Origin of the sequence: Bradyrhizobium sp. BRP22, assembly GCF_020194175.1 — a bacterium.
Taxonomy (GTDB): domain Bacteria; phylum Pseudomonadota; class Alphaproteobacteria; order Rhizobiales; family Xanthobacteraceae; genus Bradyrhizobium.
Genome location: NZ_JADYVX010000013.1, coordinates 61,805 through 86,729, shown reverse-complemented (window position 1 = coordinate 86,729; position 24,925 = coordinate 61,805). Strand labels below are relative to the sequence as shown.

Annotated in this window: 25 protein-coding genes; 14 read left to right on the top strand and 11 right to left on the bottom strand. The window is 58.1% G+C overall.

All coding sequences use genetic code 11. The annotated features are described in order from the left end of the window. The first annotated feature begins 418 nt into the window (after positions 1-418). The 3 genes from I6F35_RS18390 (at position 419) to I6F35_RS18380 (ending at position 3,236) form a co-directional block, all read left to right on the top strand. Entirely contained in the window at positions 419-1,108 is a 690-nt protein-coding gene (locus tag I6F35_RS18390; RefSeq protein ID WP_208829578.1) for a response regulator transcription factor, read from the top strand. A gap of 159 nt (positions 1,109-1,267) precedes the next feature. Continuing rightward, complete coding sequence (locus I6F35_RS18385) at positions 1,268-2,593, top strand: type II and III secretion system protein family protein (RefSeq protein WP_225119134.1); 1,326 nt, start codon at positions 1,268-1,270, stop codon at positions 2,591-2,593. Positions 2,594-2,603: 10 nt separating this feature from the next. Next, positions 2,604-3,236: a CpaD family pilus assembly lipoprotein gene (locus I6F35_RS18380; RefSeq protein ID WP_225119093.1), complete on the top strand. Its 633-nt coding sequence runs from the start codon at positions 2,604-2,606 to the stop codon at positions 3,234-3,236. A gap of 167 nt (positions 3,237-3,403) precedes the next feature. Here I6F35_RS18380 and I6F35_RS18375 read toward each other — a convergent pair whose 3' ends face one another. The 11 genes from I6F35_RS18375 to I6F35_RS18325 form a co-directional block, all read right to left on the bottom strand. Then, a complete protein-coding gene (locus I6F35_RS18375) occupies positions 3,404-4,438 on the bottom strand; it encodes an EscU/YscU/HrcU family type III secretion system export apparatus switch protein (protein ID WP_225119092.1) in 1,035 nt (344 codons plus the stop codon). After that, positions 4,435-5,250 (bottom strand): type III secretion system export apparatus subunit SctT, encoded by an 816-nt coding sequence (sctT, locus tag I6F35_RS18370; RefSeq protein WP_225119091.1) that lies wholly within the window; start codon positions 5,248-5,250, stop codon positions 4,435-4,437. The genes I6F35_RS18375 and sctT overlap by 4 nt, the downstream gene beginning before the upstream one ends. 1,048 nt (positions 5,251-6,298) lie before the next feature. Beyond that, positions 6,299-6,574: a flagellar biosynthetic protein FliQ gene (locus I6F35_RS18365; RefSeq protein WP_208829583.1), complete on the bottom strand. Its 276-nt coding sequence runs from the start codon at positions 6,572-6,574 to the stop codon at positions 6,299-6,301. A gap of 1 nt (position 6,575) precedes the next feature. Continuing rightward, entirely contained in the window at positions 6,576-7,241 is a 666-nt protein-coding gene (gene sctR, locus I6F35_RS18360; RefSeq protein WP_225119090.1) for a type III secretion system export apparatus subunit SctR, read from the bottom strand. Then, positions 7,234-8,307, bottom strand: a complete 1,074-nt coding sequence (gene sctQ / locus I6F35_RS18355; RefSeq protein ID WP_225119133.1) for a type III secretion system cytoplasmic ring protein SctQ — start codon at positions 8,305-8,307, stop codon at positions 7,234-7,236. Before sctQ ends, sctR begins: the two co-directional genes overlap by 8 nt. Positions 8,308-8,351: 44 nt before the next feature. Next, on the bottom strand, positions 8,352-8,888 hold the full coding sequence (locus I6F35_RS18350) for a hypothetical protein (RefSeq protein WP_225119089.1): 537 nt from the start codon (positions 8,886-8,888) through the stop codon (positions 8,352-8,354). Then, positions 8,864-10,219 carry a type III secretion system ATPase SctN gene (gene sctN / locus I6F35_RS18345; protein ID WP_225119088.1) on the bottom strand — a complete coding sequence of 452 codons (1,356 nt, stop codon included), beginning with the start codon at positions 10,217-10,219 and terminating at the stop codon, positions 8,864-8,866. The genes I6F35_RS18350 and sctN overlap by 25 nt, the downstream gene beginning before the upstream one ends. Further along, the gene (gene sctL, locus I6F35_RS18340) at positions 10,216-10,839 is read right to left on the bottom strand and encodes a type III secretion system stator protein SctL (protein ID WP_225119087.1); all 624 of its coding nucleotides are present in this window, start codon (positions 10,837-10,839) and stop codon (positions 10,216-10,218) included. The genes sctN and sctL overlap by 4 nt, the downstream gene beginning before the upstream one ends. Then, positions 10,836-11,456, bottom strand: coding sequence for a nodulation protein NolU (locus tag I6F35_RS18335; protein ID WP_225119086.1), 621 nt, complete (start codon positions 11,454-11,456; stop codon positions 10,836-10,838). The genes sctL and I6F35_RS18335 overlap by 4 nt, the downstream gene beginning before the upstream one ends. Positions 11,457-11,478: 22 nt before the next feature. Next, entirely contained in the window at positions 11,479-12,342 is an 864-nt protein-coding gene (gene sctJ / locus I6F35_RS18330) for a type III secretion inner membrane ring lipoprotein SctJ (RefSeq protein ID WP_225119085.1), read from the bottom strand. Positions 12,343-12,352: 10 nt separating this feature from the next. Further along, positions 12,353-12,850 carry a nodulation protein NolB gene (locus I6F35_RS18325; RefSeq protein WP_225119084.1) on the bottom strand — a complete coding sequence of 166 codons (498 nt, stop codon included), beginning with the start codon at positions 12,848-12,850 and terminating at the stop codon, positions 12,353-12,355. A gap of 240 nt (positions 12,851-13,090) precedes the next feature. On the opposite strand from I6F35_RS18325, the gene I6F35_RS18320 reads away from it, so the two are divergent. The 11 genes from I6F35_RS18320 to I6F35_RS18270 all read left to right on the top strand — a co-directional run bounded on the left by I6F35_RS18320 (position 13,091) and on the right by I6F35_RS18270 (position 24,780). After that, on the top strand, positions 13,091-13,762 hold the full coding sequence (locus I6F35_RS18320; RefSeq protein WP_346283176.1) for a secretin N-terminal domain-containing protein: 672 nt from the start codon (positions 13,091-13,093) through the stop codon (positions 13,760-13,762). A 324-nt stretch (positions 13,763-14,086) separates the two neighbouring features. Continuing rightward, positions 14,087-14,611, top strand: coding sequence for a hypothetical protein (locus tag I6F35_RS18315; protein WP_225119082.1), 525 nt, complete (start codon positions 14,087-14,089; stop codon positions 14,609-14,611). A 605-nt stretch (positions 14,612-15,216) separates the two neighbouring features. Beyond that, complete coding sequence (locus tag I6F35_RS18310) at positions 15,217-17,007, top strand: HrpF/NolX family T3SS translocon protein (protein ID WP_225119081.1); 1,791 nt, start codon at positions 15,217-15,219, stop codon at positions 17,005-17,007. 913 nt (positions 17,008-17,920) lie between these two features. Next, positions 17,921-18,202: a nodulation protein NopC gene (locus I6F35_RS18305; RefSeq protein ID WP_225119080.1), complete on the top strand. Its 282-nt coding sequence runs from the start codon at positions 17,921-17,923 to the stop codon at positions 18,200-18,202. A gap of 70 nt (positions 18,203-18,272) precedes the next feature. After that, positions 18,273-18,506, top strand: a complete 234-nt coding sequence (locus I6F35_RS18300) for a nodulation protein NopA (RefSeq protein ID WP_208829595.1) — start codon at positions 18,273-18,275, stop codon at positions 18,504-18,506. Between the two features lie 110 nt (positions 18,507-18,616). Next, a complete protein-coding gene (locus tag I6F35_RS18295; protein ID WP_225119079.1) occupies positions 18,617-19,510 on the top strand; it encodes an EscD/YscD/HrpQ family type III secretion system periplasmic domain-containing protein in 894 nt (297 codons plus the stop codon). Positions 19,511-19,542: 32 nt separating this feature from the next. Next, positions 19,543-20,082, top strand: a complete 540-nt coding sequence (locus I6F35_RS18290) for a hypothetical protein (RefSeq protein WP_225119078.1) — start codon at positions 19,543-19,545, stop codon at positions 20,080-20,082. Between the two features lie 2 nt (positions 20,083-20,084). Next, entirely contained in the window at positions 20,085-20,504 is a 420-nt protein-coding gene (locus I6F35_RS18285; RefSeq protein WP_225119077.1) for a hypothetical protein, read from the top strand. A gap of 17 nt (positions 20,505-20,521) precedes the next feature. Further along, positions 20,522-22,639, top strand: a complete 2,118-nt coding sequence (gene sctV, locus I6F35_RS18280; protein WP_225119076.1) for a type III secretion system export apparatus subunit SctV — start codon at positions 20,522-20,524, stop codon at positions 22,637-22,639. A gap of 102 nt (positions 22,640-22,741) precedes the next feature. Further along, positions 22,742-23,257: a tetratricopeptide repeat protein gene (locus I6F35_RS18275; RefSeq protein ID WP_225119075.1), complete on the top strand. Its 516-nt coding sequence runs from the start codon at positions 22,742-22,744 to the stop codon at positions 23,255-23,257. Between the two features lie 701 nt (positions 23,258-23,958). Continuing rightward, positions 23,959-24,780, top strand: a complete 822-nt coding sequence (locus tag I6F35_RS18270) for an Effector protein NopP (protein ID WP_225119074.1) — start codon at positions 23,959-23,961, stop codon at positions 24,778-24,780. Positions 24,781-24,925 lie beyond the last annotated feature (145 nt).

Sequence of the window (24,925 nt, the reverse complement as noted above, 5' to 3'; positions counted from 1 at the left end):
ATCTCACCTGTCCGTTCAATTACAACTCCAGCCATTATCTCCTACGCTTTGGCTTCGAATACGTGTTATGGTGATCTCGAAGCCGCCGCCGGGTCAGTGGTTGCAAACACCGCTGCGATTGGCGCGCAGTTACATCAGCGTACGATGCCCTTGGACGCAGTGAATCGATTCTGGCGTTATTCTCGGCACAAGGAGCATGCCAGCGTCGCTGTCGACGCGCGCGGTCCCAGGCGGTCCGTCGCAGTTACCAATCGGATAGCGACAGATTCACTAAGATTGGTCGCCAGATACCCTGTTCTTCTTCCTCGCTCCTGGCTCGCGAGATTTACGCCGAGGCGAACGTTTCTCAGTTTCCTCGCACCTCATAATCGATCGTGACGCGCTCAGGTCTTGGCGTGGATGGACGAGAGGCGATGAAATGCGAATTCTCCTAGTTGATCGTGATGCGGACTTTGCGCGCGCTGTAAAGGAAGCGCTATTGGCTCGCGGTTTTGCCGTGGATGTCATCCGCACCCTTGACGAAGCGGAGATTGCTCTAGGCTGCGCTAGCTATCACGTGCTCTTGCTCGAGCTGGTTCTGCCGGATGGAGATGGCTTGGACTGGCTGAAGCAGTTGAGACGCGAGGGATGCTCGACACCCGCGATGATGATGAGCAGTCTGAACGATCTCGGCAGACGGATTGCGATCTTCAATGGTGGTGCCGACGATTTCCTGCCTAAGCCGTTGTCTATCGATGAGCTCATCGCTCGCATGCGAGCCATCTTGCGGCGATCGACGCAAATGACGGCACCCGTCGTTATGTTCGGCAATCTACATTTTGACCCTATCGGCCGGCAAGTCTCAGTTGATGGTCGGCCATTAAGGATTGCGCGCCGCGAAATCTGCATTCTTGAACATCTGCTCAGCCGCGCAGGGCGCACCGTGCCGCGAGCGTCACTGGAGGAAGGCCTCTATGCGTTTGACGACGAAGTTTCGACCAACGCCCTGGAAGTAGGAATCTATCGCTTACGCATTCATTTGAACCAGTCGGGTGCGACGGTGCGGATCAAAACCGCGCGTGGCGTCGGTTACGCGCTTGAACTGGATAGCGCAGCATCCGCCGCCTAGCCGGCCGAACTCGAAAGCAACGCACCCTTGAAGTTCATCTTTGATACTGATCTTGGCAGCCGCAGACGGCCGAACTCCGTCACATCTGCCATTCTTCCCCGTCTTTTCGGTGCTCTGTGCACGCTCGCTCTGCTATTTCCTTTGACCGCCGCAGCTCAGATGAAACGGGACGCTAGTCAGCGGGCGCCGCGCGCGAGTTCTGACAGCCTTAGCGGAACTCTGAGTCTTTCCTCCTCTCAAGGCAAGACCGTTCATCTTCCAGCGCCGGCGGCGAGCATCTTTGTTGCCGACCCGACGATCGCGGACTATCAGGCGCCGTCGAACACGACCATCTTCGTGTTTGGAAAAAAGTCGGGACGGACCAGCTTCTTCGCTTTGAACGATAATGGAGAGGCTTTAGCCGAGCTTCGTATTGTCGTCAGCGAACCTATCGATGATCTGCGCGCCGCGTTGAAGGCGGAGCTCGGGGACTATCCAATCCAAGTCATCTATACACCACGCGGCGCGATTCTAAGCGGGATAGCGCCCAACGCCGAAGTCGTCGAGAGCGCCAAGAAGATCACGGAGCAGTTTCTCGGTGCGGGTGCGCTGGTCGTGAACAGGATCCAGGTGGCCGGCTCATTACAGGTCAACTTGAGCGTGCGCGTAGCCGAGGTCTCGCGCAGCGCGATGAAGGAGCTCGGGATTAACCTCTCTGCCTCGGGTCAAAACGGCGCTTTCGTTTTCGGCTTCAGCAGTGGCAAACCTGGCGGTGCCGGCGCTGGTCGTGGCGGCGGCACGGCAAGCATCGGATTCGGAGTTGGCAGTGCCAACGTCAGTGCCGTTCTTGACGCACTCGCCAACGAGCACCTCGCGTCTGTCTTGGCTGAACCGAATCTTACCGCCATGTCTGGCCAATCAGCAAGTTTCCTGGCAGGCGGCGAATTTCCAATTCCAGTCATGCAGGACAATCGGCAAGTCTCAGTCCAATTCCGTCAATTCGGAATCAGCCTGGAGTTCGTCCCGACCGTTCTCAGCAACAATCAGATCAATATCCAGGTGAAGCCTGAAGTCAGCGAGTTGTCGAAAGAAGGTGAAGTCAGCGTTAACGGAATATCTGTGCCTGGTCTCTCCACACGGCGTGCCAGTACCGTGGTCGAGCTTGCCAGCGGTCAAAGCTTTGCAATCGGGGGGCTCATCAGGCGCAATTTCAACACTGACGTTAATACTTTTCCTTGGTTAGGCGATGTGCCGATCCTGGGGGCGCTGTTTCGCTCCTCCTCATTTCAAAAGCAGGAGACGGAGCTCGTCATTATTGTCACGCCGTACATCGTCCGACCGGGGTCGAGTCCGAGCAAGATGAGCGCGCCCACTGACCGCATCGGACCGCCTTCAGACGCAGGGCGCACTTTGACGAACACGTTGGCGAGTTCGCCGCGAGGCCGCGATGCTCCCCGCACCGGGCTACCAGCCGCGACCAGCGGTGCCAGCTTTATCATCGAATGAGGACCCGCGAATGAGCTTGCGACACCTGTGCTATTTGATCGCTGTTACGGCGGTCGTAGGCGGATGCACAAATGGTGCTGCGATCTATTCTGGGCCGGCCAACCAAGCCATCGAGGTGGAGCAGAAGACCGCTGTCTTGCTGCTACCGGGCCTTCGTCGCGCCGAGAGGTATCGTCTGCGGGATTTCATCGCGGACGCCAGCCGCGATCGGCGGGATGCACTCCATCTCGATCTCACTGGCTCACCCCGGCTCATTGCGCAGGTGGCCCATGAGGCCCGCGCGATGGGCATTGCCCCTTACAATATCCGCCTGTCCGCTCCCCCCGTCGATCGGCCGGCGCACTTCGGCGTACGGATCGAGGCGATCACCTACGAAGCACATCCTGCCGTCTGTCTACCGCTTTCGATCGCTGGCCCTTCAGTAAACGACAATTCTTTCAATCCAACGCTTGGCTGCTCGATCCGGAATAACCTCGCAGTGATGGTCAACGATCCCGGCGACTTACTAGGCAATAGAGCTGTCATGCCAACGAGTGGCGATCGCGCGGCGCTTCCCCTTAGTCCACGCGGGAGCCCTACGCCGAGCACCAAGAGCAACTTGGAAGATGGAACTCAGAACAGGGTTCCGCCAGAAGCGCCGTGAGCGGCTCGTGAGCCCTGAGCGCCGTTGGTTGATATTCTGCTCAATGGCCGTCTCGCAATTAGCAGACGAGCCCCCTAGAAGCCCGCCGTTCGCTGCCCCTTGCACATCAGGTTCGGTGACTTGGGTTTTGATCAAAGGCCCGAACGCGTCGATTTTGCGCAGCCAAGCTAGACCAGGCCGGCGGCAAAGACTGCCTTTGCAGCCCTCTCGAAACAATCCATCGGAACGGCCTTCCCCATCGTGGCCTTGATCAGCTGACGCGCCAAGACAGGGTCCTCGAAAATGCTCAGACGCAGCGCCCGCGCCTCACCGATCAGTCGCAAAGCAACTTCGCCCTCGCCGCGGCACACCATTACCGGGACGCCGGTCTCACCACGAACGTAGCGCAGCCCAATCAACATCGCGGGCCCCGTCACTATCAACGTGGCCCGGTGGATGCCAAGCGGTGACTCGTTCGCCGATTCCCGACGGAGCCGACGGTGTTCACCCTTTATTTGCGGATTGCCTTCCTGTTCTTTAGACTCGCGCTTCGCTTCGCTCTCTGTCATGCGCATGTCGCGCAAAAATAACCAGCGCTGAATTAGTATATCAGTCAACCCGCCGATCAGAAAGGCGCCGGCCGCAATCGCGATCAGAGCTTCGAGCTCGTTGAAGACAAAACCGAAACAACCCAAACCGCAGACAGGCAAGTACACCAGCGCTTTCCAACTTGCGACCACAGTGAGAAAGAGGGTTGCGCCGAGAACGAACACTTTGATTAGCGACTTGCCAAGCTCGACAAGTGATCGCTGAGAGACAATCCGTTTCAACCCTTTTACAGGATCTAGCTTCTCGAAGCTTGGTTTCAGCGGCTCGACGGAAAACGTCAGCCCGCCCGTGCCCAAGACACTGGCCAGGACGGCTGCGACCACCGCCGCTCCGATGATTGGCGCGACGGTCGCCATAGAAAGGTCGATCAATCCGACCAGCGCCTGGCGGACCGCACTATTGAAGGGCTCCGCCTGCAGCTTGTCGATGAGCTGTACCGCTTCACGCCACCCGTCTTCGATCGCGCCCGCTCTGAAGCATAGGCAGCCGAGACCGGCGCAAATGCTGGCCGCGCTCACAAAGTCGGCGCTGCGCGGGCTCTGCCCTTTCTTGCGCGCGTCCCGCAGCTTCTTCGGAGTTGGTGGAAGCTTCTTTTCTTCGCTGGAGTCGTTCATTTCAAGAACTTGTCAAGCCACTCCAGCACGCCGTTGAAGTGGACGATCTCTGCTCCCATGTATTCGATGAGGTAGACGGTGTAGCTGAGCATGATGACGCCAAAGGCGACATTCTTGATGGTCGGGGAGAGATCATTCAGCTTGATTTGCGGCGCAAAGCGCCCGAGCAACATGAGCGCTACCTCGATCAGGAGCAGCAGAGCCAGCACGGGCCCAGCGACGAGCAGTGTCGTATGCATGATGTGGTCGAGAAGCGCTACAAATTCCATTGCCCCTTGCTTCGTCAGGGAAGGCAATAGCCGATACACGGGCCAGATCAGATAGCTGCCATAGAGGCATCTGACCATCGTCCGCAAACCACCTGACAGAACGAAAATCGTAACAGCGGCAGTCCCGAGAAAAAGACCCGTCGCCGAAGCTTGGCTGCGTGTCGCCGGATCGTCCACCTGGCTCGAAATACCTCGCTGGGTGTCGATGATGTCACCAACTGCCTGGATGCTCCATAGCGGTATGCTCAGCAAGATGCCGAACAGCAGACCGATGAATATCTCCTTGAGACCGAGGAGCGAGACAGCGATCATACGGCTTCCCGGATCTAGTGTCTGCAGGCCATCCTTGATATGCGCCAGACAAGGCAGTCCAATAACGATCGTCAAGCTTGCACGGATCAGTCCGCTAATGTGCGGCCGCGTAAATACCGGAAGCACCAACATAATGCCGAGCGCCCGGGCCCCAGCAAGGCCGGCTGCAATGACGAACTCGATGGCCGTCTGGATCAGAGCTTGCGTCTCGGCCTGTGACAAACCATACATCTGACGTCCGTTTCTCGCTCTTCAGCAATCGAGCCGGCCCAGCTCGCCGTACCATGATGTGAGATGTCGACAGGGCTGCAAAGATCGGCTGGGTTCGTTCCAAACCTTGCTGAGCGACACGTTCCTTGACGCGAAATGGCGGATCACGTCGGCTTCAATCACCTATCAAGGCCACACCTGTACGGCGGCGAGATGTGACCAGTTCACGGAGAGCACCGGCCCGAACCACGCACCTGCATGATTCTAGCCGACAAATGAGCTATGCTGACATCTGATCGCCGAAAGGCATGGCTCGCCAAATGTCCTCTTGATCCACACTTAGCACTGGCGAATCGGCGGTTTGGTCCACAGGTTGCCGAGAGCTGCCTTGCCCAACACGCGACGTGCCCTCCGCCAGGCCCATCACGGTACTTCTGGAGGATACCCAATCCTTTTCTTCCGTCGCGGTTTCTCGGGAGCAAGGCTTCGGCATGTTTTCTTAAAGTCTCGTCACTCAGTTCAGCAAGACCTAACCCGTACGGCTGCCGCGCCGCTGATAATGCGCGCAGACCGCTGCGATAATCCTTGATGGTGCGCGGCTTCATCCCGCGAGCCAACACCGCCTCCGCCCCCGCACTGATGAGGTCCTCCTCGTCACGAGCAATGATATGGGGCATAAAGATCATACGGCCCGAAGAACTCATCCATACGGAGTCAAGTCTCGGCTCTGGTACCTCCTCAGGCTGCGGATGTTCCGGCCTGCCCTGTTGCGCATCGTGCAAGTGCTGCTCAAAGTCGGCTTGCGCCGGCTGCTCCGTCTGCTGCTGCTCTAGCAACGCGTAGTAAGCTACGAAATTTGGATCGAATGGATCGAGATTTCGAAAACGGATCCATCTTTCCCTCCGAATCCGGTCGGCTCACAGATCCGAGCAAGTCACTTTGGATCTGTATCCTCCCATGTTATTGCGGCTGGCTTTCGATAAGCTGACGAACTCCCTTCCCGTGTGATCACAATGAGCGCCGGCAATCGCTATGTTGTGCCAGGAAGTTCCGCCGCGCGTTCAACTCACTAGTATCTTGCTGTGAGAGTGGGGAACTCAGTGAAGATATGCTGGGCCTGTTCGATGAGCGGGGCGCTCAGGACCGGAGAAAACAGGACGAGCACGGCGACCACGACGAGGAGCTTCACGGTAAGGGGCAGCGTTTGATCCTGAAGCTGCGTTGCCGCCTGGATGATGCCGATAACCAATCCGGCCACGAGAGCTGCCAGGAGCGGTGGCAGAACCCAGATCATGAAGAGGACGAGCGATCGGCTCAGGTGAGTGAGGATGCTGGCCTCATCCATCTTAACCTCCCGGCGTTGCGTAACTTAGGACCAACCCGTGCATGAGCCGCGACCAGCCGTCGATCGTAACGAACAGGAAGAGCTTGAAAGGAACAGATATCATTGTTGGTGACACCATTGACATGCCCATGGCCATCAAGATCGTCGTTACAATCAGATCGATCGTGATGAATGGAAGGTAGAGAAGGAATCCGATTTCAAAAGCACGCCTGAGTTCTGAGATCAGAAAGGACGGTATAAGAATCGCAAAATCATCCGCCGTCGCCTTGCCGCGCATCTCTTCCGACCAGACATGTTCCGTCGACGACAGGAAGAATGATCGCTGCTCCTCATTGGTGAACTTCTTAAGATGAGCGCGCAGCGGCTCGCTTCCCTCCTTGGCGGCATTCACCCAGTCATCGAACGTTTGGTAGCGAAGTTGCGGGTCGGTAACGCGGTTGTAGGTCTGCTCAAACACCGGGGCGCCGATGAAGACGGTAAGGATCAATGCAGCGCCATACAGAACGATGTTCGGGGGTATGGACTGGGTCCCGAGCGCGTTGCGCACCAGAAAGAGAACAACTGACACCTTGATGAAGGCCGTCGTTGTGACCACCGCAAACGCCAGCAGGCCAAGGCCGACCGTCACCGCAAGAAGCGCAACGATGCTCGGTTGAATGTCAATCATTGACCGCCAACCTGCCGCGCAACCTGATGGCCAGTTCCTCACCGACACGCACGATATCGCCGCGGCCGATCAATCGACCATTGGCAATAATGTCGACCGGACCGTCCAGGGGGCGGCCGAGTTCGAACACATGCCCTTCGTTGGCTCTTCTTAACGTACCCAGCGGGACAGGCGAGCGGCCGCATTCAAACACGAGCGTGATTTCAATGCTGTCGATGTCGGATTCCGACGGCGGGATCGGTTGCTGCAGTTGGGATCGTGTCGTCATATATGCACACTTTAGAGGGTGAGGCTGCAGGCGGAACGGCCCCTGCAAGATCAATCTGTCACTGGCGACCAGCGCCGGAGCCCATAACTTGTCCGCAGTGAGGATGACCTGGTCACGGGCATAGGGAACGACGTCCGGCAACAGCGCGTCGCCGGCCTGTGCTTGACGAAGAAGCGCGACGGACACGCGCAGCGAGCCAATCTCTCTCGCAACCATGACAGGCAATTCCGGAGAAAGGTTGCGCATCTCTCGCGGCAACTGGCCAATTAACGCCCCTAACGCACCGAACGCAGGCGGGACTGGACCGTCAAGCGAGGAGAATAGGAACAGGCGCCCCTTCCCCGTGAGCGGTCCGTAGGCGATGTCGAGTTGCAGGTAAGGGCCCTCGGTCGTCGCTTCGTCCATGCGGACAAGTTGTAAATCCTGTGCTAACAGGTTTTCTAGTCGAGCGATCCAGGGTTCAAGCGCAAGCTCGAGAAGGAGCGAACGGGTTGGGTCGGAGGGTAAGTTGAGACCATGCTGCACTGTCGAAATCAGTGTCTCCACAAGCGAGCGAGGCAACGACAAGACTGCCGTTTCGTCTCCGACCCGAAATACGCAGTCAAGCATCGAGACGGCAGATCGGTCCGCCTGCCAGACAAGCCGGTTCATTCGCATGGATAGCGGTTTATCGCCAAGCCGGCTCTCCAGAACCATGCGCGGAGCGGCGATCTCATTGAGCCACGATACTATGCCGCGGGATAACGTTAGCGGCGGCTCGAAGGGCGTAGGTTCGCCCAGCGTATTTACCGAACCCATTTCCTCAAGGTCGCAAGCTCGCGCCAACATAAGAGAACCAGCCATCACATTGAATCGCCTATGCCTTGGCTAGACGACCCATGCTGATACCGGAGCAAAACCTCATCGTCTGTTTCGATTTCGGCTGCGAACTCCGAACGAGCGTTGGTCATGCGCTGAACATCGCACTCAATCTGTTGCCATTTGTGGCTCGCCGCCGAACGCTTGGCCCAGTGGGCCCGCGCCTCAACAGCCGCCGTCTGGGCCTGCTCTAAACCGATGCGCGCCCGCTCAAGCGCCTGGCGCGCCAATGCGATCTTGGCTGTGAGCCGTCCAATGATGAGATGGTAGCGACGATCGAGTTCCGTGACGGACATCGTATCGAACGATGCCAGCTCCAGATAAAGCTCAGCTTCGAGGCTTGCGCGGTGCTTCTCCGCGCTTGCAAGATCCTTGGAAGCTCGCTCCACCGCTTCGGCCGCGATGCGCCGCTTGGCTTCCATATCGGACAACTCACGAAGTGCGCTTCGCTCCCTCATGTCTTTCACGAGCCGCAATTTCGACGCTTGGACGGGATTCAGGCGGTCAGCCGCGACATCCATGTGACGGTCTCCTCAAAACTGGACGGCTCGTCCTGCCCCTGGCGCAAGAAGTTCCGCAACTCCTCGATTGAAGCGATTGCCCGGTCAGTCAGCAGATCGCTACCCTCCTTGTATTCACCGACCTTTATCAAGAACTCAGCCTCGTTGTAGCGCGAGAGCAGATCACGGAAGAAGGATGCTGCCTTGCGATGTGGCACAGAGACGACCGCATCCATGACGCGACTTCGGCTCGACAGCACGTCGATGGCGGGAAAATGCTCTCGCGTGGCGAGCGCGCGTGAGAGAATGATGTGACCATCAAGAATACCGCGCGACTCTTCGGCTATGGGGTCCCCAGCGCCGTCACCTTCGACAAGCACGGTATAGAAGGCCGTAATCGAGCCGTGCTCGCCCATACCGGCACGCTCCAATAGACCAGGCAGCAACGCGAAGACGGAAGGCGGAAAGCCGCGCCGAGTGGGAGGTTCTCCTGCGGCAAGGCCGATTTCGCGCATCGCGCGGCAAAATCGCGTCAATGAATCCATCATCAGAACGACGCGTAGTCCTTGATCACGAAAGTACTCGGCGAGTGCAGTCGCCATATGAGCACATTGCGCCCGCTCCATTGCCGAGCGGTCGGAGGTCTCGACGACAACGATGGTGCGACCGAGGCTATCTCCAATATGACGCTCGATGAATTCACGCACCTCACGTCCACGCTCGCCTATTAGCGCGACCACCGTGACGTCGGCGGCCGCGCCTTTTACGATCTGTGACATCAGCGTCGACTTGCCGCAACCGGCGTCTCCATAGATTCCAATCCGCTGGCCTTCGCCGCACGTCAGAAGTCCATCCAGCACGCGAACGCCCAGCGGAAAAGCCCGCTCGATACCACGCCGCTTCATTGGGTTGGGCGCCCTGCCACGGAGCGGGCGAGTGTGGGTCGCCTTTATTGGACCTTTGCCGTCGAGCGGACGGCCGAAGCTATCGATCACGCGGCCAAGCAAATCCGGGCCGACGGACACTTCCTGCATTCGCCCGGTGGGAACCACTTCCGCACGGGTAGACAAGCCTACCATATCGCCGATTGGTGTGAGCAAGACCCCGTCCGGCAGCAGACCGATGACCTCGGCCTGAAGTGACCATCCGGTACCGTGATCCTGCAACACGCAAAGTTCTCCAACACGTGCTCCTGGCAACACGGCATGAAGCAACGTGCCGATCGCCCGTGTGATCCGTCCGCGCACGGCACGAGTATCGATACGCTTCGCTGTCGATCTCAGAGATGATAACGCGGCGTGCAAAGACCCTTCTCCAGCCGCATCGTCATAGGTCCCTGGTGGCGTGGTCACAGTTCGCCTTCCTCAGAAGACGGGTCAAGACCGAGACGCAGTGCGCGAAGCTGCGCGGCAAGTCCTAGATCGACGTTGCCAAACTCAGTCCACAAAACGCACTGTTCCGGCGTCAGAGCCGGGTCGGAATCTATTCTAACTTTCGGACGACCATCCCCTCCGTCGAAGGCTGCGAACTCTTGCATCAGTGCGTCGGCTTTCACGGGAGACACATGAAGACATACTTCCGCGCTCCCATATCTTTTCTCGATGGCGTGACGCATGGTCCTCACCAAGATCTCGCCCGGATCGAACGAGCCTAGCAAGTCATTCAGGATCTCAATGAGGAGCTGTGGCAACTCCTGCTCCAGAACGGCTTTTCGCCGCGCCACCTCACAAGCAGCCCGGGCAACCAGCCGGGCCATTTCGCCTGAGCCTGTCTTTAGGCCCTCGGAGTAGCCGCGCGCCCGCTCGCGCTCATAGGCTTTCGTTGCCCAGCTGCGAACCTGCTGTACGTACCGCTCTGCCAAGGCGCGCGTCTGTAGCGCATCGTACCAGATCCCAAGTTCCGCGGCTGGTATGAGTGGACCGAACGGACGTATCTGCGGACGTTCTGGTAATGCTGGATCATTGGCAGTCATCCCGTCGGTGTCTCCGTGGCCAAATGGGCCATAACCAAAGACAACAAGTGGCCTGCGGCGTTGTGGTGCTCGGGAGCTGGCGCCTCCGCGGCCGTCCCTACAGGTAAACGGAGAAGCACGCGCATACGGTCCAGCTCTGACGCTTCCTTGAGCCAAGCGCCAAGACAAGCATATCCGTCATGTTCAATCTCTCGCGAGAGTCGTTCCGGATCGACAATCGACGTGGTTGCGACCGCACTGGATGAGTGTCGGATACCGATAGCATGTGCTTCCGTGCCGATATTTCCGATCAGAATTGCGAGATCATGCTTTGACACCAGCTTCAGCACTGAACGGGCATGCCAGATACTACCAGCGAGCAGGGCCGCCCGACGCGGATCATGTCCGAGCAGAACGTCCCTGCCCCAGCTATCTCCGCTCGACGCCAGTTCAGCTCCTACCAGCAATTCGACCAGCCTTTCCTGCAACCGGGGGGTCTTCTGCAACTGCAGCAGTGTGGTAGGTGACAGCAGCGCATCAAGGTGCGCGGCAAAACGACTCGGATCGATCAAAGCAGCAAGCTCGCGCAGGCGATCGGATCGCTGGTTGCATGATTGTTTCGATTTGGTGGATGTCATCGATACCGAGACCGCATTCCCTCTATCTCGCATCCGAGGCCATCTTTTTTCTGGCGGCTTGAACCCCGGGCATACTCGCACCTCTGGCGAGCGCCACTTTGCGCCAGAATTGACCGAGCTGGCGCGCACGTGTGCTCAACAGCACGTAGCATAAAATGCAGAACGCAGCGCCCGCAGCTCCAATCCCGACCGCCAAAAAGAGGGTTGAGGTAAACTTTGTTGGCTGGGCCGAAGCAGCCGCTGGCGGAGACGACATCTCATGCTGACCCCGCTCGACGGGCACGAACACGACCGCCACCTTGTCGTATGATAGCCCCTCGATGCTGTTGGCGACGAGCATCTTGATCTGCGGTAGCAAGGCTGAGAGCTTCGCATTAGAGCCATGTCGGATGAAAACCGACGCCGACGACGGGGTCGCATCCTGTCGCAAAAGGTCATTCTTTGGCAACACAACATGAACACGTGCAGAGAGAACGCCATCGATATCATTGATCGTGCGCGACAATTCTTCACTTAAGGCATAAACGTAGCGGGCACGCTCCTCGACCGGAGAGGCAACCAAGCCAGACCCCTTGAATACCTCGCCAAGGTTCTTGAACGCCTGGCGCGGCAAGCCCTGCTCATTCAGCAGGTCGATCGAAAAGGCCAGCTGCCTTTCTTCGACTTGGATCGTGCTGGTCCCATCCTTAGCGACAACACGGGCGGCATCGACACCCCTGCCGAGGAGAAGCGCAAGCATCTCGTTGGCTTCACGCTCCTGAACCTTGGTATAGAGATCGGCCTTGCAACCAGCTAGAGAGAGCAGAAGCGGCAATAGGACAAAAACATGAAACCGCCTCGCCGCCGGCGCGCCGCGACCGATCTTTCGTTGCGCCACAACAGTCATCAACGATCGCTCAGCCCGCCGATAGCAGCTTGTTCAGGGATGAGCTGACAGCGCTGACACTTTTTGAGATCAGCGAAACCTGAGTGACGCCGTTGTACACATCGCGCAGATTCGCCAAACTGGCTTCGAAATGATCCACACCTTCCGGCTTGCCGACCGGTTGCACCTCGACTTCGCGCGAGGGCAAGATGGGCTGCGCGGCCGGCCCAAGCTGGAGGCCTTTCGGAGGAACCGGCTCGCCGCCGACCACCGAAGGAAGTGCACTCGGACGAAATGGCTTTCCTTGGTGCATTGAAGAAATATTTTGAAGGATGCGATCGCCCAGCGGGCTTGCCGGCGTGACTGCACGCTGAACTTCCGCCACCGCACCATCGGCCACCGAAGAGGCGGCGCCTTCATTCGAAGCAGCCCGCGCGAGACTCTCGTGAAACTGGGCCTGCGTCGATGAACCAGCCTTGGGGAGACATTCGACGGGGTTGGCAGAGATCGGCGTAACGCCAGCCATCATGGAAGAAATCATTGCGCCCAGGTGATCAGATTAGCCGTTCGTTACCGTGAACGGTCCGGCACCCTACACAAGCGAGCTGACGAAAAGCTGACGGGCCTCACGAATGCCGTCGTCTAAACACCACGCTCGCTCGCCAATTTGCGCCGAATTCTGGACTTCCAATTTTGCGACGAATTTCAGTGGTTGCTCTCAAGCGCAACAATACCAACAATGCTCATCCGACCGACGAGGCCGCACATCTTGAAGAACATTCTATATGTTGGAGTTTTCATTTCGCTGGGTGTCGTTAGGGCGCTCGGCGCTCCCCTGGCGCTGCCATCAACGCCCTATAGTTATACGGTTCTGGATCAGGACCTCGCGGCCGCACTGCAGGAATTCGGCAACAACCTAAATATCCGAGTCAATGTCAGCGCGGAGGTGAAGGGACGGATTCGCGGGCGAATGCCGGATCTTGCACCGCGAGAGTTCCTCGACCGTTTGACCAATCTCTATAATCTTCAATGGTACTATGACGGGCTGGTGCTTTACATATCCGACGCGCACGAGGCGCAAAGCCGTCTGCTGGTCTTGAATCCGATCACCTTCGATGCATTCAAGGCGGCACTCGATGCACTTAACATCTCAGATGAGCGCTATGTCGTGAGAGCGGCGCCGGGAGATGGCCTCGTCTTCGCTTCTGGTCCACCTCGTTTCATCGCGCTTGTGGACCAAACGCTCAAAGGCTTAGTTGCGGAGGCACAGGCGCGGCGAAACCCTCCGAGCATCGAAAAGCCGCCGCACGAGTCGGTTTTGATGTTGTTTCGGGGATCCTCAAGTATGATCATTCGTGGTGGACAACCGGAGGGCACTGGTTCGTCCCAGGCTCCACATCAAGGCAGCACGGCCCACGCGCCAGGTCCAGCCGAGAAATGACTTGATAGCAACGGTGGTACGAAGGGCTCTCAGTACGCTCTCTGTCGGCCTTGTCAGCTTTTCGAAAGCTAATGCTCCTAGCATGAGAGCCCGGATATCTAGGCGGGTGATGCCGCCGAGAGCCGTAAATGTGACGTCCAGGTCCGCGGCCACAGCTCTCCCAAGTTCTTGATGCAAATGACCCCTCGAACAAGGGCTCGAGCCGCTCCGTGATTTGAGAAGAGGAACAGGATGGACGTTAACGCGATAAGTCGAGCGGACAGGAGCCCAGAGCCCAATACACCCTCACCGCCCGCGGATCCAACGGCGTTTGAGCACGAACTGATGGCGTTGCATGAAGCGCCCGAATTCAACCAGGACCAGATTTGGCAGGAGCTCGAAGCCGGACCTTCGCACGCTGAGCCATCATTGGGCGGCGGCGATCAGTCCAATTCGCAACAGCCAATTGGCTACTTCCGCGCGGATCGCGCCGATTTCGGCGAGGATCCGATTTGGCAAGATCTTGAACCCGGGCTCATGCGAGACGGGCTATCTCACGCTGGACCATCCCAAGGCGGGCCGTCGCAGCCCGCGCAGAATGCGCCGCCAGAACTCGGCGATTTCGTCATGCCGAACGGGCATTGCGCCAAGGACTACTGGGTCTTCATTGGCCAAACAGCCACCCCCTCTCAAATCGAGATGCTAAGAAGCCGCGGAGTCATGCCGAGCGAGACCACCCCGACAACAGCTTTCGCCATCCTGGGTGTGCCCCACACAGCCGAATGGCGCGAAGGGGGGTTCATCCGTCTCACACCATCTTTGGATCCTGGCCTTCTTGCAGGATCGAGGGAACATTTGCCAAGCGGCTAATCACGGATGCTGAGCGCATAAGCTTGGATGTATTCCAGAGCAACCTCGGTACGCTGAACACCTTTGGCCATCGTCGTTTTGGAGGATACCGATAAACGATAACGGCGTGCTTCATCGCGCTGATCTAGCTGACACAAACACTCTTGCGACGCGGGCGCGCCTACGCGCCACGGAGTTCGCCATCAGCCGCCGCGGAAAGGTTGCGTCGTTGTTGGGCGAATCAGCGAACGCAACCATCCGCAGTTCGGCAAGTCGAGCTCATCGGTTCTACCGATATGCCGCGCCACGACGCGATCGACGACAACAAAAGCGAACTCAATACCGGCATACGCACAGCGGCAACGCCGCTTTCATATCTCATTGTGAAATCTTCTGACCGCCGTCAGCTTCTCGAAAGCTAATCTCCCCTACCATAACGACGTGAATATCTAGACGGCGATGTGCCTATAGATTGTCGCGGAACTGAACGCTGGGCGCACTGAGCAACCGGAAGCAAATGGTAGGAGCTACTGGACTGTGCCTATCGACACTTCTTGCTCGCGTCGCGATCTCGGGCTGCGCCACATGACCGGCTTGTGCTGCAATCTCACATCAGAGGATGTATAATGTCAGTGAACAACCTACCACTAACCGCGAGCTCGACTGTTGCTTTGCCCGCACTGGCTCCGGGGCTCTCATCGGCGGGCGAGCTTTCAAGCTTCGAGGCAGTGCTGACCAGCTTCTGCTTGAAAGACACGAGCGGCGACCATCCCGCACCACAGGATCCGGCGCCGGCAGATTCAGCTAAGCAGCTGGCCGAGGAACTCACGCAGGAGGCGCAGAATATCCTACCCCCGGAGATTAAGGCTGCGCTGGATGCATATCAGCAGGCCCCGGAGTCATCCGCTGCTGCGAGCGCCCCTGTGATTGCAGAGGCGCCCGTACCCAGTTCAAGGATCACATGGAACAGCGGCACCCTGACTGCTACCGAGCTGCAGATTGTGTCGGTGCTGAACCGTCACAAGGACAAATGCCCGCTTGATTGGAAGTCTCTTGGAGATTTGGCCAACGATCCCTCCACACCGCCGGATCTAAAGGCGGCGATCGAGGCGCTGCAACAGGACCCGGAACTGTTCTATGCGATAGGCTCGCAAGGCGACGGCCGCTGCGGCGGGAAGATCAAAGCGGGTGATCTCTCCGCTTTCTCCGATCACCACCCTCAGGTTGCCGAGTTCCAAGAGCAGCGGGCGCGGAGCTACGAGCAAAACTACATTCCATCCGACGGCTCCGGGAATGGCGACCCAGCGGCTATGACCCAGACCGATGCATTGCGCGAGCTCTACCGGTATTCCGACAATCTGCCCAAGAACCTGAGCCTTGCGGATTTCCAGCGGATCGTCGATGGCGAGGCCAAAACCGGCAAATGCCCGCCGCAGGTTCTGGCGGCCGCTCAATACTTCCTCGATCATCCCGACGAATGGAAACAGTTGTACGGTGGCTCGATAGATAAGGTCCACAAAGAGGACTTCCTGCAGGTTGCTTCATCCTCGATGAATCTCACGCAAACCGAGCTGGACACGCTAAACACGATCAACAAGAACCAAGGTGCTTTCTTCGGGAAGGGCGACCTGACGCGGGACAAGCTGGCGAGCATGGTCGATGACAAGAGCCTCGCCCCCGAGGTTCGAAAGGCGGCCTCCCAGCTGCTCTCGGATCCTGTGTTGTTCGGTCTGATGAACAACGCGATTACGGGCTACAAAACCCACCACAAGTTCTTCGACTTCGGCGGCGGTCATACGGTCGATTCCGGCAATATCAGCAATAGCGACTTCAACCAGTTCTTCAACAACATGTCGGCTGCGAACCGCACCGCTCACCACTTGAAGACGCATGCCGCTCAAACGCCGGCTGAGCAGTCCGCTGTCGCGGACATGATGATGGGCATGGCGGACCAGCCCGATATCAAGTCACCCAAAAAGAACGGCGGCGCCTTCATGCACGTCCTTGACGACGTGCTGAAGGTTGGATCGAAGGTGCTCGACTGGGCTGCGACGGCCGTCGGTGTACTTGGCTTCATTCCAGGCCTGGGCGAACTGGCCGATCTGGCGTCAATGGCACTCGAGGCGGAGGCGCAAGCAGCAAATCTTCTCCACACGGCCATTACCGGTGGGAACCTGAAGCAAGCGCTGGAAGAAGCCGGTCTCAGTCTTGCGGCGCAGGCGGTTGGCTGCATTGCCGGCCCCGAAGTCAAACTAGCCATGCGAGAAGGCTTGGTGAAGCAGGCAATTCAAGAAGCCGCGACGGCCGGGATCAACCTGCCGGTATCGATGGCGCAGTCCTATGCGGAGGATTATCTGAACAATCTGAAGGCACGCATTGAGTCCGAGCGCATGCAAGCTGCGGGCGTTTACGGCTAATCGGAGCGACGCCGTCGTCTCAGATCACACCTGAAAAGCTAAGCGAGCTTGCGCGGCCTCCGCGCGGTTGGGTACCCTGTGCCGACCAGCAGACCCCGCAAGCTTCGCCAGCATACTCGAGCCGGTTTCGCCCATACCCGACGACTTTGTTTTTGTCGGTTCGCGCGCAACTTCATTCGGCTGTACTCCACCGCCCTATTCGCGATCAGCCTTAAAATGTACTCCGTCGCTGCGAAGGCCAATAGACCGCCATCCGGCTCAATCGCAGACGCTGACCTCCTCCACGCTTTAATACCCGACAGGACCGGATGGTCCGACGAGAATGCCCGGCCCACGCCCTGCGATCGAGCACACACCGCTGTAGAGGGGGCAGAGGCCGAACGCCGCCTGCCGCCGGACTAGGACAGGAAGTGGATCGATTGATCGCTACTGCCGCGAGGCGCAGCAGGGCGGAGAGATGGCTCTTGGCCACCGGATAGCCTGAGCAAATCTAGCGCATCGTACTTGATCACTCGCGGCACGTCGCCCCCTCCCCCTGCCGGGGAGGCAAATCGCCGAAACAGGTGGAAGTCTCATCGGCGGTGAATTGGGACATTGCAGCACGTCGGCCTTGAAAGACTTTGCATCCTTCGCGGCGCTCATTCCGACCATTGAAAGTCGGCTTGATGAACAACGAGGTCGCCTCATGAAAGCCACCACAAAAGGATGGTGTTTCCGTCGTGCAAACGATCTGTTTTCGTCGGCGCACTACTCACATGTGGTTCCGTTGATGCGGCAAAATCGGCAATGACGATCTGTCATCGGCCGATTGCATTTTCTCAGGCTCGTCAGCTTGTCGAAAGCTAATGCTTGCATATTGAGGATAGCGGAGACTGCCTCGCTTGGCATGCTCGAATTGAGACAGGAGAACCCGATGCGAATTGCGAACTCCAGCGCCGCTGGGCATGTTGATTCCGACCTGCATGCGGCTCGTGGCGACAAAAAGGGATCGCGCGCGCCCGAGGCGCATGATGATCATGGCGGATCGCCTGGTGCAAGCAGCCCTGTGAATGGCGCGTCCGTTCCGAGCGGTAATTCGGAAGACGCCGCTGTGCGCCGAGCGTTCGAGATCGCTCTCGGATCCGTCGCGTTCCAGTTAGCAAATATTGCAATGTCTCGTTTCGACGATGCCATGGCCGAGACGGAAGATTCCTGACGTCGGATGTTACGGCGCCAGGAAATAGCAGCCGCTAGTGGCGGCAACATTCAAACGAAGGAGAAACAATATGGCTAGTAAGGTTGGTGCATCAGGTACTTCGACTGTAGGTGGGGCAGCCGGCACTGCTACTGCTGCAGCAGCTAGCACTGGTGCTGAAGTTGCGGGAGAGGCCGCGTTCCAGAAGCAAATCGCCGCTCTGACTGCCACCAGCACGAAAGCTGCTGAGAGGGACGTGGAAATTCGCGTCGTCTCAACGGAGCTCTCCACCATCAAGAAAGCTGCCGACGAACGGGTGCAGTAACGGATCAAGTGGGACGACTTCGTCGTCCCACTTTCGTTGCGTAGTCTACGAAGTCGAAGGAGCCGCACGGCTTTGCCGTACGGCTCTGCTCGCGGTTCAGGAGACCGACCGTGAATGAACCAAATTGCTCGCATTTCGAGGTGCTGTCGGGCCTTTATTCCGGCTTGACCGGCAAAGTTGGCGTCGGATCGAGCCTGATCGGCAGTGGCCTCGATGCCGATTTAGTCTTCATCGAGCAAGGGCTCGAGGAGCATCATATCCGCATCACCCCACATTCCAATTCCATTGAGATCGAAGCCCTTGCTAGCGAGATCAGGGTCGAGGGGCGGGAGGGTCTTTTCCCAAACGAACGCGTTGTAGTCCCTCTTCCTGCCGTCATTCATGCGGGTGCGATGTCCATTCGCTGGTCGATAGAGGACTCTAAACAAGCTGGCCCAATCCGCAGCTGGCGTGTTTCCATCGCCGCACTCATCTTGGTCCTGATCAGCTCTATCGTGGTCGGCACGGTCTCAACCATGGTCGTCCAAACTGACGATGCTGTAGCCATGAGCGCCGATTCGCCCCCTGCCGTACAAGGCGTCCCCAAGCTGGCGCTCAACGTTCCTGATGCTCCGACCACCGATGCAGCTGCCGAGCGGCTGCAACAGGAAGTTGATAGAGCGGGCCTTCTCAATATCAAAGTCGGTTCTGGGGCGGGGGTTGTGACCGCCGACGGCACTATTACGCAGGCCTCGCTCGCTAAATGGCAGGAAGTCCAGCAACGGTTCGATCGCCATAGCAATGGCGCCTATACGCTCGTCAGCGCAGTAGCCATCAAAGAGGAGAAGACCCCCTCATCAATTGCTGTGCAAGCCGTTTGGCGCGGAAGAGAGCCTTATCTTGTCATTGCTGGTCAAAAGTATTTCACGGGCGCGCCGTTGAACAATGGCTGGACCGTCCATGCGATCGAGGAGGGACACGTGCTGCTGAGCCGGAATGGCCGGCTTGCTGCTCTGCCCTATTAGGTTTTCGGCCCGCAGGTAAGAAGGAAAATGTCATGACTAGGCTGCCCCAGCACTCTGTAGAGTCTGGCACCTCTCTTCGGGGGCTCCACGTTGACGATCATGCACCTGCCATTACGACGACCTCGCCTCAAAGCGACAGCATCGAGATCGAGAGGACGCCTGCAAATGGGGGCAAGAGCCATAAGTCAATTTTTCGGGATACGCCTGCGCAGGATCCGGCTGTTGGCGCCACGATTGAGACCGCACTGGAGCTTAACTCGATCGATGCAGTTTCCCGCATTAATCCGAACGAGGCGCGCACCCAGGTCAGCGAGATCGACCCAGGCTCAGAACTGGCTTGGCCTAATGGCCCCAATCTCGCAAGCAGCTTGCTCTCTTTCGTCATGCCGCGCTTACGTCATTCCGACGTTCTGCGTCCAGAGAAGCACGGCCTTCTTCTCGCGCGTCTGGCGGATGCGCTATCGGCCTCACCAGAGGATTCGCAGTCACGTGAAGGGATCGGCATTGTGCAGCAGGAGCTGCGGCGCCTAGTCCTGCTCCGGCAGAATCACAACGGCTTGATCAAAGGCTAGCAATGGCCGAGCCGGACGGATTGCAACGTCTCACACCTATACCGCCGCCAAACGAGGTCAAAGCCGGTGAGGTCTTGCTGATCTCGACGCAGGAGCGCGATTTGCTCTGCGCGCTCTCCTATGTCCATCTTGCGTGCGGGCAGAGCGCACGGAGCCTAGCTCTATTGCGACTCGTCGCTCGCGAACATTCTCAAGACGTCGACCTGCTCCGCATTCTGACCTACGCTCTTATCTCGGAGCGCCGCGGCGAGGAAGCACTGGCCGTGTTGGACAGGCTGGACACCCTCGATGACCAGCCGTCTTCACGACTACCTTTGATGGTATTGCGCAGTCACGCCCTGCGCCAGGCTGGCCGCATCGCTGAGGCGCGAGCCATCTTCAAAAACTATGTTTCATTGCGGGGCCGCACGGCTCCAACCTAACAACATTAAAGCTCCTCATGGCCAACGTCCTACGCAATCTGATCACGCGCGCGCCGGCTCACCCGGATCTGATGGTCGCGTTGATGCTTCTTCTGGCGGTCGGAATGATGATCATGCCGATCCCTATCGTAGTGATCGACATGCTGATCGGCTTCAATCTGGGATTTGCTATATTGCTGCTGATGGTCGCCCTGTATCTCAACACGCCACTTGACTTTTCATCCCTACCGGGCGTCATCCTGATCTCCACCGTCTTCCGTTTGGCTCTTACCGTCGCAACGACGCGGTTGATTCTCGCTGAGGGCGATGCGGGCAGCATCATCCATACGTTCGGCGATTTCGTCATATCGGGCAACATCGCCGTCGGAATTGTCATATTCTTGATCGTGACCATGGTGCAGTTCATGGTCCTCGCCAAGGGCGCCGAACGGGTTGCAGAGGTGTCGGCGCGCTTCACCCTCGACGCGCTGCCGGGCAAGCAGATGGCGATCGACGCGGAGCTGCGCAACGGCCATATCGATCAGCACGAAGCTCGCAACCGGCGCGCTGCGCTGGAGCGCGAAAGCCAACTTCACGGCGCCATGGACGGCGCTATGAAATTTGTCAAGGGCGATGCCATCGCCGGGCTTATAGTCATCTGCATCAACATGCTAGGCGGCATCACAATCGGCTTACTCTCCAAGGGCATGTCCTTTGAAGAGGCGCTGCATCAATATACGATCCTGACTATAGGTGATGCGCTAATTTCGCAGATTCCGGCTCTGCTGCTGTCAATTACAGCCGCAACCATTGTCACTCGTGTCAGCGGTCCTACCAGACTCAATCTTGGCGCCGATATCGTCAACCAACTCACGGCCAGCACACAAGCGCTACGGTTAGCCGCCTGCGTCCTGGTCGTGATGGGGCTCGTCCCCGGCTTCCCTTTGCCTCCGTTCATCACACTGGCCGCACTTTTCGCCGCAGCGAGCTTTGTCAGGGTCGGTGTGCAGGGCGGCAGGACCGCCGCCAAAACAAGCGCCAGTGGCACTGGTCCGGCTCCAGCTCCAGCACAGCCTCAGAAGCAAACCGTGCCTGCGGAAGCACTTCCGATCGCGCTATTCCTCTCACCGAACCTGACACGTGCAATCGACAAAGAGGAACTCGAGCAGTGCATTGGACGGATGTCGGCAATGGTGTCAGCTGATCTTGGTATCACAATTCCACGTATCCCCACCCAAGTCGACCAGCACTTAACCGAGTCGCAATTTAGGGTAGAGGTCGAGGGAGTGCCAGTTGAAGCGGATTATGTAGACCCGACGCAACTCATGCTTAACGATGACGTAGCGAACATTGAATTGAGCGGTATCCCCTTTCGGCAGGACCCAGACACGAAACGAATCTGGATCGAACAAGGTCACGCGCCGGCTCTCAAAGCTGCCGGAATAGGGTATCACCGCCCAAGCGAACTCGTCGGCTTGCGCGTCCATTCGACATTGACGCGCTATGCACAACGTTTGGTGGGCATTCAGGAGACGCGTCAATTGCTCGGCCGGATGGAGCAGGAATATGCTGATCTGGTGAAGGAGGTGCTGCGCACGACGCCCGTCCCCCGGATCGCCGATGTCTTGCGCCGCTTACTGGACGAGGGCATCCCCATTCGCAACACCCGCCTGGTTTTGGAGACGCTGGCGGAATGGAGCGAACGCGAGCAAAACGCCGTCCTACTCACCGAATATGTTCGCTCCGGTCTGAAGCGGCAGATCTGTCATCGCTATGCCAATGCACACCGTGTGGTGGCCGCCTTTATCATCGAGCGTGAAACTGAGGAGATCGTGCGCGGCGCGCTGCGCGATACCGCTGTCGGTCCTTACCTGGTACTGGAGGATTGGCAGAGCGAGCGGCTGCTTTCACAGTTCCGCCAGATCCATTCGAGCGTTGCATCGAGCCAGGCCAAGCCGGTCATTCTGGGTGCAATGGATATCCGACGTTTCGTCCGCGGTTTTCTCACGCGCAACGGGATCGATCTGCCTGTTTTATCCTATCAGGATCTCGCCTCCGATTTCACGGTCCAGCCGGTTGGATCCGTCAAGCTCACCGCAGCCAAGGAGAAGGCTCAGTCAGATGAGCGTCGTCATCTCGTCTCCGCAGCCGGCTAACAGAGGACAGCGGTCGATAGTTCGATGGGCGCCATGAGTTCAGGTCAGATGCAAATCCGGTCGCAGCTATGCTCGTTTGGTTCCTGCTCTAGGCTCCTCGCGGTGCTGGGCATTCTGCTGCTCGGTGGTTGCGCTGGCTTGGATAAGCCGGGCCTTTCAGCAGAGCAGGCGCCACGACCAGAGTTACTGGGTGCCAACCACGTCGATCCTGCTATGCGCGAGCGCATTGCGCACGCGCTCCGTCGGGATGCCGACGAGGATACTTTGCGCGCTGCTTTGAAGCAACAGCCAGGCAACGTTGACGCAGCGATTCCCCTTGCGCGGACCTTGCTGGCGCAAAACCGCGCGGATGAAGCGCTTCAGCTACTCGACGACCTCTTGCTTGTAACACCTGGTGACCTGCGTGCACTCAACGCGAAGGGCGTTGTGCTCGACAACGAGGGACGTCATCGTGAGGCACAAGCGCTATATCGACGAGCCCTTGCAACCGAGCCAGGCAATGAGATGTTGCGCAACAACCTGGCTCTGTCGCTCGCACTTGACGGCACGGCCGAGAGCGGCAACGTCAGCTTGCAGCCGTCGGCCGAGGAGGCACATGCGTTGATGCACTCGAAATAGCATGCCCTTCAAACGCGCGGCGCGTACGCCCGACTCATCCGCGTCCGCTTGCCGTCAGCTAGATTCAATCTCAAGCGCCGCTGGACATCGATCCTGCGATGCGCCAGCGTATTGCGCACCCTCCCCTGGTTGCGGACGAGGAGGGTCTGCGCGAGGCTCTGAAGCAAGAATCACACAATGTCGATGGCGGCAATCTCATTTACGCAGAGGCTTTTAGCACAGAACGCGGGCTGAGGCGCTTGAGATCGCCGACAAGATCTCGCTTACAGTTCCTGGTGATTTGCGTACCTGACCGAAAAGGGGCGGTTCTCGAGCCAGAGAGACGCCATGATGAGGCCCAAGCGCTATATCGGCAGGCTCTCGCAGCTGCCCCTGACAATCAGATCTTGCGGGATAATCTTCGCCTATCGCTTGCCTTTCCGGGAAAGCCGAAGCGGCAACACCAGCCACCAACCGCTTTCGCACGAATGACGTGCGTTGGCAGGACAGCCATAGATGGGCTCAAGGTCACACTGGCTCGCAACACGCTCGAGAACCTGCAGTCAGTCAGCTTTTGGTCAGGCAGGCTGGCTATCAAGCTCCGCTCGGCCTTAGCAGCCTGGTACCCGTTGCAGCTTTCGCAGATAGGAGCGCAAACGTCCATGTACAATCGAATAAATGGCTCATCCCACTTTCCATGGATGGGTAGTGACTCTGATGGAATGACCCAGTCTGGCGTCGGCGGTACGCAAGCAGATCAAGGCCGAAGCTTCGAGGACGCGTTTTCTCATATGCAGCTAGCGCCGCGGGAATCCTACACTGCTCCGTCGTCGGCGACCGCCCGGCCGTACTCATTGACCGCCAGACCCCCCATCATCGAGATCTCAAGCCAAGTTTTTCAGGACAAATTGGAGGATTTCTATGGGGATGAAATCGAGCGTATCGCCGCCAATCCTAAGCAATACTCGGATTCTGTCGCATTGAAAGCGCGGCGCGCTGCGGACGTTGCCTATAGTCATGGCAGGAAAGAAGGTTCGAACGACGCACGATATTTCAGCTATCAATTGGGAAATAAGAGCGTTGGACTTCTTCGAACGGAAGGTGGAGCTCACATGCGTGACGTGTTCGAAGATGAACCGGCACGCGCGCGCTGGCGGGAACAGTTTCCCGGAAAGTATGAAATCACATCGACGGTGGACTTTCGGGTTACGCATCCCCTCGTCGATAACGCAGGCGACATTTTGCTGGAGCATCAGCTTCGGTCGGACGGCGACAAGCCCTTAGTCCTTTCTCATCCCGTGAATCCGGAAGCGAAAGCCCGTGCAGCAGCGTTGGGTTTTGTTGAGATAGGTGACTCGATGATGGTGCTTGACCCTACCAAGCATCCGGACAAATGGATCAAGAACAGCGACGGTGAATGGCAGCGAAAATACAAACATCCTCTTTACCTTTCCAAAGCGGAAGAGAGTGAAGACGGGGATACGCAACGTTCCGCTCGTGTGAGAAACGTCTCGCCGGATTGGGAGGACGATGACTTTATGTAGAGGGGGCGTCTCGGCTCGCAAAGAGGATGTGATACGCCCGTCTCTCCATGCAGATCTTGCTGCTTGCAATTATTGCGTGTGCGCCGGGCTTATCGAGCGGCAGCGAAATCTGGCGGCTCAGGTCTAAGCCGCCATGTCACTTTAG